This is a genomic window from Streptomyces sp. NPDC050508 (assembly GCF_040655155.1).
GTDB lineage: Bacteria > Actinomycetota > Actinomycetes > Streptomycetales > Streptomycetaceae > Streptomyces.
On the sequence record NZ_JBFAJJ010000014.1, the window covers coordinates 108919 to 122122 of the forward strand.

A 13204-nucleotide genomic window follows, 5' to 3' on the forward strand; every position below is an offset into this window, starting at 1 on the left:
TCAGCTCAGTACTTACCTCAGGCCTTGACCGATCCGCTCAGCAGATCCAGTGACCAGAAGCGCTGGATCACCAGGAACAGCGCGATCAGCGGCAGGATCGCGAGGAAACAGCCCATGATGACCAGGGTGTAGAGCGCCGGTTGGGAGGCGCCCTGGTTGAGCAGGGTGTACAGGCCCAGCGTGATCGGGAACTTGTTGTCGTCCGCGAGCATCACGTACGGCAGCAGGAAGTTGTTCCAGATGCCGACGAACTGGAACAGGAACACCGTGATGAGGCCCGGCATCATCATCGGTACCGCGATCCGCGAGAAGATCCGCCACTCGCTCGCGCCGTCCATGCGGGCGGCTTCGAGGAGTTCGTTGGGCACGGAGGCCGCCGCGTAGATACGGACGAGGTAGACGCCGTAGGGAGAGAGGATCGACGGCAGCAGCATCGACCAGTACGAGTCGGCCAGGCCCATCTTCGAGAGCAGCAGGTACTGCGGGACCGTCAGCACGATGCTCGGGACGAGGACGCCGGCCAGCATCAGCTTGAAGACGAACTCCCGGCCCTTGAAGGCGAATCGGCCCAGTGCGTAGCCGGCGGCGGCCGAGACCGCGGCGGAGAGCAGGGCGCCGCCGCCCGCGTAGAAGAGGGAGTTGGCCATCCACTGCCAGTAGATGCCGTTGCGGTAGGAGCTCAGCTCCTTGAAGTTGTCGAGGAAGCCGGTGCCGGGGGCGAAGGTGAACGTGGAGAACAGTTCGCCGCGGCCCTTGCTGGCCGCGATGACCACCCAGATGACGGGGATCAGGCAGTACAGCGAGCCGAGGACCAGCACCAGGGTGGGCACCCACGCGGTGCGCTTCGGCTTCGCGGGGTCCGTCCGGGGGTCGACGGCGGTGAGGGTGAGGGGGGTCATGCCCGGTCCTCCCGGGTGTAGCGGTCGGAGATGCGCAGCAGCGTGAAGGAGAGCGCGAAGGTGGCGAGGGCCAGCACCACGGCGGTGGCGGAGGCGCCGTAGATGTCCGACCTGAGGAAGGCGGCGTCGTAGATGGCCATCAGCGGACTCCAGGAACTGGAGAGGCCGTTGGTCAGCGGCTTGAGCGCCATGGGCTCGGTGAAGACCTGGAGCGTGGCGATGACCGAGAAGAAGAACGTGAGCACCAGCGAGGGCAGCACGATCGGGATCTTGATCCGCAGGGCGATCTTCAGGTCGGAGGCGCCGTCGATCTTCGCGGCCTCGTAGATCTCCTGCGGGATCGCGCGCAGGGCGGTGTAGATGACGATCATGTTGAAGCCGGTGCCGCCCCACACCGCGATGTTCGCGAAGGACAGGTACAGGTTGCCGCCGTCGAACAGGTCGGGCTGCGGGAGGTTGAACTCGCGCAGGAGGTAGTAGAAGGGGCTGACCGTCGGGAGGTAGAGGAAGCCCCACATCAGTGCGGCGATGATGCCGGGGACGGCGTACGGCAGGAAGATCGCCAGCCGCGCGAACTTGGCGCTGCGCGCCTGCGGGGTGTCCAGCATCAGGGCGAAGACCAGCGCCAGACCGAGCATGGTGGGGATGACGATCAGGCCGTAGCCGAAGGCGCGCAGGACGCTGTGGCCGAACTCGGAGTCCTCGAACACGGCGGTGTAGTTGCCGATGCCGTTCCAGACCTGCTGGCGGGCGCCCTTGCCGAGGCCGATGCCCTTGACCTGGACCTTGTGGAGACTGAGCCACACCGCGTACCCGATCGGTACGACGGTGAAGGCGGCGAACAGGAGCACGGCCGGTACGAGGAACCAGTACGGCGCGCTGCGGCCACGGCGAGGGAGGCGGCGGGGGCGGACGGAGGTGGCGGTGCCGTCCGCCAAGGGCCCGGCCGTCAGGTCGGAGCCCTTGAGCGGAGTGCTGGTCATGCCTCGGTCACCTTGAAGCCCTGCTTCTTCATGTCGGTGAAGGTCGCCGACTGCATGGTGGCCAGCGCGGTGTCGAACTGGGCGGACTTCTTCGCCTTGGTGGCCGTGCCGAAGGCGTCGCTGAAGGTGTCGTAGGCGACCTGGACGTTCGGGCCCCAGGCGGAGGCGGCCGTGGTGGCGGCGATCTTCGCGGCCGTGTCGTAGAAGTCGGTCTGGTTCGGGAAGAACTCGGGCGTGGTGAGCACCGAGCCGGACTGGCCCTTGGTGGCCGCCGGGTAGATGGCGACGTCCTTGACCAGGGCGGCCAGCGCCTCCGGGTCGGTGTTCAGCCAGGTCGCGAACTTGGCCGCGGCCTCGGCGTGCTTGGTGTCGGTGGAGACACCGGTGGAGGAGCCGCCCCAACTGCCGGTGACGCTCTCGCCCGCGCTCCACTGCGGCAGCGGCGCCATCCGCCACTTGCCCTTGGTGTCGGGGGCCGAGCTGACGAGCACACCGGGCGCCCACACGGCGGAGACCCAGGCGATGTTGGTGCCCTTGTTCAGCGCGTTGTTCCAAGCCGGCGTGTACATCGGCTGGTTGTCGATCACGCCCTCCTGGACCAGACCGCCCCAGAAGTCGGCGACCTTCTTCGTCGCCGCGTCGTCGATGCCGACGGTCCACTTGCCGCCGCTCTGCACGGTCCACCACTTGGCGCCGGCCTGCTGCGCCAACCCCGCGAACAGACCGGGGTCGTTGGACGAGAACGTCGTCAAGTAGGCGTTCGGGAGGGCCTTCTTGGCGGCACGCGCGGTCTTGGCGAAGTCGTCCCACGTGGTCGGGACGGTCAGGTTGTGCTGCTTGAACAGGTCCTCGCGGTAGAAGAACATCAGCGGGCCGGAGTCCTGCGGTATCGCGTAGACCGCGTCGGTGCCGAGCGTGACCATCGCCCAAAGTCCGTCAGCGAACTCGGACTTGGCGGACTTCGCGTACTTCGAGATGTCCGCGAGGACGTCGTTCGAGACCAGCGTCGGCAGGGACTGGTACTCGACCTGGATCAGGTCGGGGGCGTTGCCCGCCTTCTTCGCGGTGATCAGCTTGGAGAGGATGTCATGGCCGGCGGCCTGCTTGGACACGGTGACCGTGATGTCCGGGTTCTTCTTGTTCCAGATCGCGGCGACCTTTTCCATGTTCGGCGCCCAGGACCAGTAGGTCAGCTTGACGGGCCCGCTGCTCTTGCCGGAGTCGTCGGAACCGCCGCAGGCGGCGAGGGTGCCCGTGAGGCCTACGGCTGCTGCCCCGGCAAGAATGCTGCGCCTGCTGAACTGGTGGCGGTGGATCGACATCTTCATCTCCCCTGACTGAGTGCGAGCCGGTCACGGCTCTGTGACCGTGCACAGTAGAGAATTGTTTCGGACCCTTGTCAATGGATGAACCCTGGGGTTACCTACTTGTTGCTGACGGATGGACGCCGCAACCATCCATGTGCACGATCACAGAAACAGCTGACTTTCCCCTCCGATCCCCGGGAGTGAACCCATGCCGTCCCCCGCCCCGCACGACCGTCTGCCGCTCGCCTTCGGAGGTGACTACAACCCCGAGCAGTGGCCGCAGGAGGTCTGGGAGGAGGACGTACGGCTGATGCGGGAGGCCGGGGTCACGGCCGTCTCCCTCGGCGTCTTCTCCTGGGCCCGCATGGAGCCGCGTCCCGGTGAGTACGACTGGGAGTGGCTGGACACGGTCGTCGAGTTGCTGCACTCGGCCGGGATCTCCGTGAACCTCGGCACACCGACCGTCGTCCCGCCGGCGTGGTTCTACCGCGCGCACCCTGACGCGCTCCCGGTGACGCGCGAGGGCGTCCGTCTGGCCTTCGGCTCGCGGGGCGCGATATGCCACTCCAACCCCACCTACCGAGCGGCTGCGGCCACGATCACGACGGCCCTCGCCGAGCGCTACGGCAGCCACCCGGCCGTGGTCCTGTGGCACGTCCACAACGAGTACGGCGCCCCGGTCCTCGCCTGCTACTGCGATGTGTGCGCGGCGGCCTTCCGGGAGTGGCTGCGTGCGCGCTACGACACCCTCGACGCCCTCAACCAGGCCTGGGGAACGGCGTTTTGGGGCCAGCAGTACGGCGACTGGGAGGAGATCACTCCGCCCCGCGCGACCCCGTCCGTATGCAATCCCACCCAGCAACTCGACTACCGGCGCTTCGCCGACGCACAGGCCCGCGCCAACTTCTGTGCCGAGCGGGACATCCTGCACCGCCTCTCCCCCGGCGTCCCCGTCACCACCAACTTCATGGTCGCGCCGAGCCAGGGCCAGGGCGTCGACTACTGGGCCTGGGCCAAGGAGGTGGACCTCGTCACCAACGACCACTACCTGATGACCGACGGCCGCCGCACGCACGTGAACCTGGCGCTGGCGGCGGACTTGACGCGCTCGGTGGCAGGCGGCGACCCCTGGCTGCTGCTGGAGCACGCCACGTCAGGCGTCAACTGGCAGCCGTACAACCCCGCGAAGCGCCCCGGCGAGATGGCGCGCAACTCACTCGGGCACGTGGCCCGGGGCTCCGAGGGCGCGATGTTCTTCCAGTGGCGGCAGTCGCAGTCGGGGGCGGAGAAGTTCCACACGGCGATGCTGGCGAACTCGGGTACGGACAACCGGGGTTGGCGCGAGGTGACAGAACTCGGCCGCCGTGTCGACGACTTGAGCCGGGCCGGTCTGCGCGGCACCCGGACACGCGGTGACGTGGCGATGGTGTGGTCCTGGGACTCCTGGTGGGCGCAGAGCCTGGAGTGGCGGCCGAGTCAGGATCTGGACGCGCGGGAACGGTTGGATTCGTTCTACGAGGCCCTGTACGACCGGCACTTGACGGTGGACTTCCTGCCACCGACGGGCTTGGGCGACCTGGACCCTTCTCGATATCCGCTGCTGGTGGTACCGCAGTTGTACGCGGCGCCGGTCGGGGTGGGGGCGGATCTGGAGCGGTACGTGTCGCGGGGCGGGACCGTGTTGGTCTCCTTCTTCTCCGGGATCGTCGACGAGAACGACACGCTGCATCCCGGGGCGTATCCGGGGGCGTTGCGGAACGTACTCGGGCTGACCGTCGAGGAGTTCGACCCGTTGCTGCCGGGCGAGACGGTGAACGTGCGGTCTGCGGACGGTTCGTTGTACGCCGCGGATCTCTGGTCCGAGGTGGTCGTGCCCGGTGCGGGGTGCGAGACGGTCGCGGTCTTCGCCGACGGGCGTACGGCGGGAGGGCCCGCGTTGACCCGGTACGAGCGGGGGTCCGGTACGGCCTGGTACTTGGCGACGCGCCTCACCGGTGCGGATCTGGCCGCCGTGGTGGACCTCGCCCTCGCGGACGCCGGGATCACGCCGGTCGATCTGCCCCGCGATGTCGAACTCGTCGTACGGGAGGGCGAGTCGGGGACGTTTCGCTTCGCGGTGAACCACACCGGGGGCGAGGTGAAGGTGGTGCTGCCGGACGGGAGCAGGGCGGCGGTGCCGGCGGGCGGGGTGGAGGTGTTCAGGGACCCGCGCTGACCTCCACTCAACTCAACTCAAACTCCACTCAACTTGCTTGTTTCTTTGGTCACTTGCTGAAGGGAAACTTCGTGATGCGCAGACGCAGTGTTCTTACGGCGGCGGGTGCGGTCGGTGCCGCCGCGCTCGCGGTACCGGTGTTGGGCGCGACGCCCGCAGTCGCCGCCGACCGGCGCCGGTTGGAGATCCGGGGGATGGACATCTCGTCCCTCCCCAAGGACGAGGCCTTCGGTGCCGTGTACCGCCGGGCGGACGGTCGCCGGGACGATCCGATCCGCATCCTGGCGGACGCGGGCGTCACCCACGCCCGCCTGAAGGTCTGGGTCAACCCGGCCGACGGCTACAACAACAAGAAGCACATCCTGCCGCTGGCCAAGCGCCTACGCCGGGCGGGCATCGGCATCTGGGTCGACTTCCACTACTCCGACACGTGGGCCGACCCGTCCCACCAGACCAAGCCGGCGGCCTGGGCGGACCTGGATGTGGCGGGCCTGACGAGGGCGGTCTACGACCACACGGCGGATGTCCTGGGCGCGTTGCGCCGCCAAGGCACTCCGGCCGACCTCGTCCAGATCGGCAACGAGATCAACGGCGGGCTGCTTTGGCCCACCGGCAAGAACTGGGGTGACGACGGCGGGGGTTGGGGCAACCTGACGACGTTCCTCAAGGCCGGCCTCACCGCGGCCCGCGACACCACACCGCGCATCCGCACGATGCTCCACATCGCATCGGGCGGCGACAACGGCACGTCGCGTTGGTGGTACGACAACGTGGTCGCCGACGGCGTCGACTTCGACATCATCGCCCAGTCGTACTACCCGTTCTGGCACGGCGCCCCGGCTGCGGCGGCGGCCAACTTGGCAGATCTGGCGGCGCGTTACGACAAGCCGGTGCTGATCGCGGAGACGGCGTATCCGTTCACGCTGGAGAGCGAGGACGCGACGAACGACATCATGTACGACCCCTCGCAGTTGACGGAGGGGTATCCGGCGACCCCGGCGGGGCAGGCGGCGTGGTTGCGGACGGTGGCGGACCTGATGGTGGATGTGCCTGGCGGGAAGGGCCTCGGCTACTGCTACTGGGAGGGCGTGTGGACGTACCGCGCCGGTGACGGCTGGGACCCGACCGACCCGACGTCCGGTAACGCGTGGGAGAACCTGGCGTTGTTCGACTTCCAGGACAGGGAGTTGCCGGGGTTGAGGACGCTGGGCCGCTACCGGTCGTAACGCCTGCGCGTGACGAGTCCAACCCGTACGGTGACTTGTCCAGCGCTTGTCCGGTGCTGTCCGGACTGCTGGCAAGTGCTGTACGGGTAGGGGCGTGTGCGGCATGGCCGTACGACGGAGGAGCGCGGGATGAGCGTGGACAACGAGGTGGACGAGCCGGGTTGGGAGGTGGACCCGGACGACGAGTGGGGGTTGGCGGTCCTCGCGACCGTCGGGCGGCAGTTGAAGCTGCGGCGGGAGGCGGTGGGAATGCGGGCTGCCGACTTCGCGGTGGCGGTGGGGTACGGCGAGGACCTGGTCTACAAGATCGAGGGTGGGAAACGGATTCCCCGGCCCGAGTATCTGGACAAGTCCGAGGAGCTGTTGGACGCGAGTGGACTGATCTCGGCGATGAAGGAGGACGTGGAGAAGGTCCGGTACCCAAAGAAGGTGCGGGACTTGACGACGTTGGAGGCCAAGGCGGTCGAGCTGCTCTCGTACGGCAACCACAACGTGCACGGTCTGCTGCAGACAGAGGAGTTCATGCAGGCACTGCTGATGACGCAGCGGCCCGCGCTCCCAGAAGATCAGCTGGACCGGGCAGTGGCCGGGCGCATGGCCCGCAAGAAGATCTTCGAGCGCTCCCCTGCCCCTGAGCTCAGTTTCATCCTCGAAGAGGTGACATTGAGGCGCCCGGTCGGGGGCACGGCGGTATTGCGGAGGCAGCTCGAACACCTCGTGGAAATAGCACAGTTGCGGAACGTCGCAATCCAGGTGATGCCCATGGACCGCTGGGACCACCCCGGCATGGGCGGACGGATCCAGGTGCTGAAGTTCGGGGACGGCACGGCGGCCGGTCGCATGGATGACGGATACGGCGGCCGTCCTGTATCCGACGCGAAGCAGCTGCGGATCCTTGAACTGCGCTATGGGATTATCCGAGCAGAGGCCATGACCGCACGGGAGTCTCTGTCCTTCATCGAGCAACTGCTGGGAGAAACATGATCCGCAAGGCCGCCACCGGGGACGCTGCCGAACTGGCGTGGTTCAAGAGCAGCTACAGCGACAGCAGCGACCCGAACGACTGCGTCGAGGTAGCCACGGCCCCCGGCACCATCCACGTCCGCGACTCCAAGTACAACACCCAGGGCCCCCGGTTCGCCGTCACGGCGGCTGCCTGGACGGACTTCCTGCAACTGGTGGAGGAAGCATGATCCGCAAGTCCCCGGCTAAGGTCGCCTCTGAACTGGCGTGGTTCAAGAGCAGCTACAGCGACACCAGCGACCCGAACGACTGCGTCGAGGTGGCCACCACCCCCGCCACCATCCACATCCGCGACTCCAAGCACAGCCCCCAGGGCCCCCGCTTCACCGTCACGCCGGCCGCGTGGACGAACTTCGTGACGTACGCGTCCGAAGCCTGACCGCGTGGTTGATCAGCGGAGCCCTTCCAGCAGGGGAACCGTCTGCTCAGGTCCAGGTAGCGCGTTGATCTCCGCTCTGGCCCGCTCGGCAGCGCGACGGAAGGCACGGTCAGCGAGCACAGTCGACACCGCCGTACACACTTCCTCCACGGTGACGGTGACCGGGTCCAGAACCTGCGCGGTCCCGAGGTCGAGGCACCGTTGCGCGTTGTACGGCTGGTCCGCGCCTAGGGGAAACAGGACCGACGGCAGGCCGTGGGCGAGCGCTCCCATGACGGTGCCGGAGCCTCCGTGCGAGACCACCAGATCGCACTGCGGCAGAAGCAGCTCCTGCGGAATGAACTGCTCGACCCGGACATGACCAGGTAACGGCCCGAGCTCACCGGGGTCGACGCTCTCGCCGACGGTCACCACCACATTCACGGGAAGCTCCCGGAGTCCGGCCAGGACACGGGAGAACAGGTCAGTGGTGTTGTTCACGGTGCCAAGGGTGAAGTACACGGTAGGCATGCGGGGCGCGGTGTCGACTGGACTGGCGTCCGCCGTTCGGAACGAGAAGTTGTGCGCCGGCACGGGAAAGCGCGGGTTCCGAAAGCTCGGCGGGAACGGCGACAGGACCAAGTGCCGGTCCAGCATGGCGAGTTCGGGGTCCGGTTGAAGACCGTACTCGCCTCGCAGTTCGTGCAGCGGTTCGGCGACGACTTCCTTGCGCAGAAAGCCCCCGGCAGCGAGCACGAGGACAGTCGCGCACGGAATCGCGAGCGACTCGGCCGCGATCGCGGTGCCGAAGTCGACCTCGTCTCGTACCAGGACATCGGGCTTCCACGCACGCGCAAGGTCAAGAATCGCCGCGGCATGCCGCCGTGCCCCGCGCCGGGCGAAGCCATCCGCGAGTTGCCGAACATCCGCTGCCGGATCGGGTATCTCCACCGTCCTGCGATCCACAGCCTGCGTACGTCTGCGCGGCTCGCTCGTGGCGAAGGCAGTGAACCCGGCGGCCTCGATCTCGGGGCCCCTCCCACCCGCACCGGCAACGGCGACCGTATGTCCTGTGGCCTGAGCTGCTCGGGCCACAGGGATCAGAGGACGGAAGTGACCGCTACCGCCGATGAACGTGAACAGGATGCGCATCGGCCGAGGCTACCGGCGACGTTCCGAAACCAGAGACGTCATGCATGACCGGGGTCCAGGCTCTACAAGCCCCGCCGGCAACCGTTCCCTCGCCTGCCAGCGACCAGCACAACCCCTTGGGCACAAGCCGTTGGAACACATCATCTAGACATGTTCACAGCCGAACAACGCGACCACACCCGCGCCCAACTCCTCGCCCACGCCGAAGCCGACGACTCGCACCACTGGCACCTCGGCGCGGGCGGCACCAGTGTCATCCACGTCTTCCTGCTGCCGACATGGGGGGAACTGGACATCACCTTCGCCCCGGAGTCGGAGTCAGGCGCCCGGGGGCCGACGTAGCGAACACTCTTCGGCACCCCGCACCGCGCGCCCGACCGCGTACGGCGAGAAGGTGACGTGTCGGGGGGTGTCCGCCCGCAGCGGTTGGCGCGTCAACACCGCCACATTCTTGAGTGACCGATTCCGCGCCGTTCCGAGGACGGACACCCCCCGGCGCGGCACCGACCCACAACGCACCCCAGGCGAACAACCCACACACCCGAACACTGCCGACCACCGCAACCCACACACCCACCAACCAACCCGCCACCTCACCGAACCAGAACTCCGCCGCACCCTGAATGCGACAATCACCGCAACCGCAACGGCAACGGAACTGCCCCACTCGGATCCCCAACTCGCCGCCCGCCCAAGCCCGATGCTGACGGAGCTGACGTAACCCATGGGCACAACCACCCACATCGACCTCACCCCCGTCCCGCCCGGCCGGGTCACCCTCTCCGACCGCCGCACGCAACGCAGTTGGACGGTCGACCTCGCCCCCTTCCACCTCGGCACCCTCCCTGTCACACAGGGGCAGTACGCCCAGGTCACCGGTGATCGGCCCAGCACCGCACAGGGCAACGACCACCTCCCCGTGGAAACCGTGTCATGGCGGGACGCGGTCCTCTTCTGCAACTCCCTCTCCGAACAAGAGCAGTTGACCCCCGCGTACGCCTTCGACGCCCAGGGCGAACCCGTCGCACACGACGCCTCCGCCGACGGCTACCGCCTCCCCACCGAAGCCGAGTGGGAGTACGCGTGCCGCGCCGGGACAAGCGGCCCCCGCTACGGCCCCCTCGACGACATCGCCTGGCACCGCGGCAACTCCGAGGAGCGGCCCCACGAACCGGGCGGTCGACTGCCCAATCCCTGGGGCCTGCACGACATGCTGGGCAACGTATGGGAATGGTGCTGGGACCTCTACGATCCCGAGGTCTACGGCACCTACCGGGTACTGCGCGGCGGCGGCTGGTTCGACGAGCACTGGAGCTGCCGTGCCTCGGTACGGCGCCGAAGCCACCCGACCTTCCGCGTGGACGACGTGGGCTTCCGCGTCGCCCGGTCCGCGACCAACACTTGAGCCCCGCCCCCGAGCCCCGCCCCCTGAGCCCCGCCCGGCGAACTACCCGTGCGCCGCCGCCAGATGCTTCGCCAGCCGCGGCGACGCGAACTCCGTACCGCACACGAACCGCATCACCGGCCCGTACGACGACGCGGCCGGCAGACCCGTGAAGTACACCCCCGGCACCGAGGACACATACCCCGCACCGAGCTTCGGCGTACCCCGGCTCACCGCCAGCTGGGTGCGCAACTCGTGCCCCAGGAAGTCCATCGCCGCGATGTCCACCCGGTACCCCGTCGCCGAGATGACGTGGTCGGCGGTGAGTTGCTGCGTGCCCCCGCCCGGCGTCGCGACGGTGAGTACCGGGCCGCCGTTCGCCGCGCCCCCGTTCGCCTCCACCCGTACGATCCGCTCGACCTCGCTGACCTGCACCTTCCCCTCGAACCGCTCGCGCAGCCACCACGCACCCAGCGGACCGAGCACCCGGCGGACCAGGTAGTGGCGAGTCTGCTCGGGCAGATAGCGGTACGGCTGTGGGTAGTAACTCAACGCCCACAACGACCACGCCCGCCCGAACGGCGACTCGGGACGCAGCTTCGGCTGCTCCCACGGCGGTGCGCCGAAGGCGACCCGGCCGCGACCGCGCGAGACGATCCGCACACTCGCACCCGCCTCCGCCGCCAACGCCGCCGTCTCCAGGGCGGATTGACCGGCGCCGACGACGATCAGCTCCTTGCCCTTGAAGCCGCTCAGGTCGTGGTGCTGGGAACTGTGCGAGACGGGACCGGTGGGCGCGGGCCCGTCGGGCGCCGCGGCGGCCAGCTCCGGCGGGAGGTTGGCGAGGCCGTACAGGCCGGTCGCGACCACGACCGCCCGGGCCGTGAACAACTCCCCCGAGTCCAGCTTGAGTTCGAAGCCGCCGCCCTTGTTCCGGTCGGCGTTCCGGTCCACGGAGACGACCCGTACCCGCTCCAGTTCGGGCACCAGCTTCTGCTGGAACCACTCGCCGTAGCCGATGAAGGTCTCCACCGGGATGATGTCCTCGTCGGTGACCAGGCGGGGGATGCCGGCCGCGTCGCAGTAGTCGACGAGGTTGTGGCCGGGCTGCGGGGCGTCGAGGCTGGAGGCGGCGGGGGTCGACTTCAGGAGCATCCCGGCGGGCATGTGGTCGCGCCAGCTGACCATGGGCTCGCCGAAGACACGGACGGGAATGCCGCGTGCCCTCAGATGCGCGGCGGTGGACAGGCCGAACGGCCCGGCGCCGATGACTGCTACCGGTTGAATCACGAAGTCCCTCCCCAGGACGTCAATTCGTCACTTCGTGCTGGAGCTACTGCTGGAGCTACTGCTGGAGTTGCCGCTGCCGCGGCGGTTGGTGCGCCACAGCTGATACAGGTGCTTCGCGCCCGGCCGCACGAAGCGAGCGAGCATCGTGAAGAACGGCCGCAGGTCGTCACCCGCGAGCCAGGCCAGCTCCGTCCCGCTCGCCTTCGCCGGTGCGTGCGGCGTCGTATAGCCGCTGCGGCGGTAGGCGAGGAGGGCGGGCAGGTCGATGTTCTCCACGATGTACCGGTGGCCGGCGCGCTGTTCCCCCTCCGGGACGGTGCGGCCGGTCAGGTCGAGGTGCATGGCGCGGACGACGTCCACCCCCGACTCGTTCTCGAAGAGTCGGAACTGGGCGCCCATGCGGGGGTTGAAGTCGAGCAGTTTGTACTGACCGTCGCGCCGGTCGAAGCGCAGGTCGAGGTCGATGATTCCGGTGAAGCCGATCTGTTTGATGAAACGTGCGGCGAGGTCCGCGAGTTCCGGATTGTCCACGACATACGCGTTTGCCGTCATGCCCGCGTGCGGCGGCCAGGAGCGCACCTTGACGCCGGTGAACAGGGCTAGCGGGGTGGAGTCCTGGTCGAAGTAGGCGTGCACGATCCAGTCCTCGGCGTCCTCCCTCGGCAGGTACTCCTGGAGGATCACCCCGGGGTGCTCGCCCCAGTCACGGGCGAGCGTGAGCAGCCCCTCGCGGGTGGTGATCCTGGTCGTGCCGCTCACCGCGGGCCGGGAGCGTCGTACGAACGCCTCCCTGTTCTTGGCGACGATCGGGAAGCGGGCCTTCTCGGCGAAGTCGACGATGTCGTCGTACGACTGCGGGAAGGCGGCGGCGGGGCTGGGTATGCCGTGTTCCACGCACAGTTCGTGCAGGCCCTGCTTGCTCGCGAGGCGGCGGGGCAGCGCGGCCTCGACGCGCGGGAAGAGGAAGCGGGCGCCGAGCACGTCCTGGTGCTCGGCGATCAGGACGGCGGCCTCCTCGTCGGTGGGGATGAGGACGGCGGGACGGCCGATGCGGCGCCCGATGCGGAGCAGGCCCTCGACCAGTCGCCCGGGTTCCTCCGTGCCGGTCGTCGGCCACACGAACGCGCGTTCCAGGTAACGGGATGCCGCCGCGGGCGTGTAACGGTCCTCCGTGATCGCATACATCGGCACGCCGAGACGGCCCAGACTGCGGATCGCGCCCACGCCACCGTGATGCAGCGGATAGTCGCCGAACTTCACGATCAGGCCGGGCACTTCGCGGTCGGCCTCGAAAGGCATACTGCTGGTGCTTTTGGCCACGGGTCCCCCCACGTGTCCCCCCTACGGACCGGACCCACCCCGTCCGT

General features: G+C 68.2%; 13 protein-coding genes. 7 read left to right on the forward strand and 6 right to left on the reverse strand.

Features of this window, described 5'->3' with window-relative positions; all coding sequences use genetic code 11:
• Positions 1 to 17 precede the first annotated feature (17 nt).
• The 3 genes from AB0I69_RS34035 to AB0I69_RS34045 are packed head-to-tail and all read right to left on the reverse strand — an operon-like array spanning position 18 to position 3210.
• Positions 18 to 899 carry a carbohydrate ABC transporter permease gene (locus AB0I69_RS34035; protein ID WP_363099574.1) on the reverse strand — a complete coding sequence of 294 codons (882 nt, stop codon included), beginning with the start codon at positions 897 to 899 and terminating at the stop codon, positions 18 to 20.
• Positions 896 to 1882, reverse strand: coding sequence for a sugar ABC transporter permease (locus AB0I69_RS34040; protein WP_363099575.1), 987 nt, complete (start codon positions 1880 to 1882; stop codon positions 896 to 898). The genes AB0I69_RS34035 and AB0I69_RS34040 overlap by 4 nt, the downstream gene beginning before the upstream one ends.
• Positions 1879 to 3210, reverse strand: a complete 1332-nt coding sequence (locus AB0I69_RS34045) for an extracellular solute-binding protein (protein ID WP_363099576.1) — start codon at positions 3208 to 3210, stop codon at positions 1879 to 1881. Before AB0I69_RS34045 ends, AB0I69_RS34040 begins: the two co-directional genes overlap by 4 nt.
• Before the next feature lie 187 nt (positions 3211 to 3397).
• Here AB0I69_RS34045 and AB0I69_RS34050 point away from each other — a divergent pair, with 187 nt between their 5' ends.
• The 5 genes from AB0I69_RS34050 (at position 3398) to AB0I69_RS34070 (ending at position 8032) form a co-directional block, all read left to right on the forward strand.
• Entirely contained in the window at positions 3398 to 5404 is a 2007-nt protein-coding gene (locus AB0I69_RS34050) for a beta-galactosidase (protein WP_363099577.1), read from the forward strand.
• Between the two features lie 74 nt (positions 5405 to 5478).
• Positions 5479 to 6630 (forward strand): arabinogalactan endo-1,4-beta-galactosidase, encoded by a 1152-nt coding sequence (locus AB0I69_RS34055; RefSeq protein ID WP_363099578.1) that lies wholly within the window; start codon positions 5479 to 5481, stop codon positions 6628 to 6630.
• 129 nt (positions 6631 to 6759) lie between these two features.
• Complete coding sequence (locus AB0I69_RS34060; RefSeq protein ID WP_363099579.1) at positions 6760 to 7614, forward strand: helix-turn-helix transcriptional regulator; 855 nt, start codon at positions 6760 to 6762, stop codon at positions 7612 to 7614.
• Entirely contained in the window at positions 7611 to 7823 is a 213-nt protein-coding gene (locus AB0I69_RS34065; protein WP_363099580.1) for a DUF397 domain-containing protein, read from the forward strand. Before AB0I69_RS34060 ends, AB0I69_RS34065 begins: the two co-directional genes overlap by 4 nt.
• Positions 7820 to 8032: a DUF397 domain-containing protein gene (locus AB0I69_RS34070; protein ID WP_363099581.1), complete on the forward strand. Its 213-nt coding sequence runs from the start codon at positions 7820 to 7822 to the stop codon at positions 8030 to 8032. Before AB0I69_RS34065 ends, AB0I69_RS34070 begins: the two co-directional genes overlap by 4 nt.
• 12 nt (positions 8033 to 8044) lie before the next feature.
• On the opposite strand, the gene AB0I69_RS34075 is transcribed toward AB0I69_RS34070, so the two are convergent.
• A complete protein-coding gene (locus AB0I69_RS34075; RefSeq protein WP_363099582.1) occupies positions 8045 to 9163 on the reverse strand; it encodes a glycosyltransferase in 1119 nt (372 codons plus the stop codon).
• A gap of 150 nt (positions 9164 to 9313) precedes the next feature.
• On the opposite strand from AB0I69_RS34075, the gene AB0I69_RS34080 reads away from it, so the two are divergent.
• Both AB0I69_RS34080 and AB0I69_RS34085 read left to right on the forward strand, forming a co-directional pair.
• The gene (locus tag AB0I69_RS34080; protein WP_363099583.1) at positions 9314 to 9505 is read left to right on the forward strand and encodes a hypothetical protein; all 192 of its coding nucleotides are present in this window, start codon (positions 9314 to 9316) and stop codon (positions 9503 to 9505) included.
• 382 nt (positions 9506 to 9887) lie between these two features.
• Positions 9888 to 10568 carry an SUMF1/EgtB/PvdO family nonheme iron enzyme gene (locus AB0I69_RS34085; RefSeq protein ID WP_363099584.1) on the forward strand — a complete coding sequence of 227 codons (681 nt, stop codon included), beginning with the start codon at positions 9888 to 9890 and terminating at the stop codon, positions 10566 to 10568.
• Between the two features lie 42 nt (positions 10569 to 10610).
• Here AB0I69_RS34085 and AB0I69_RS34090 read toward each other — a convergent pair whose 3' ends face one another.
• Together AB0I69_RS34090 and AB0I69_RS34095 are read right to left on the reverse strand one after the other, a co-directional pair.
• Entirely contained in the window at positions 10611 to 11837 is a 1227-nt protein-coding gene (locus tag AB0I69_RS34090; RefSeq protein ID WP_363099585.1) for an FAD-dependent oxidoreductase, read from the reverse strand.
• Positions 11838 to 11864: 27 nt separating this feature from the next.
• Positions 11865 to 13136 (reverse strand): ATP-grasp domain-containing protein, encoded by a 1272-nt coding sequence (locus AB0I69_RS34095; RefSeq protein ID WP_363099586.1) that lies wholly within the window; start codon positions 13134 to 13136, stop codon positions 11865 to 11867.
• Between the last annotated feature and the right edge of the window lie 68 nt (positions 13137 to 13204).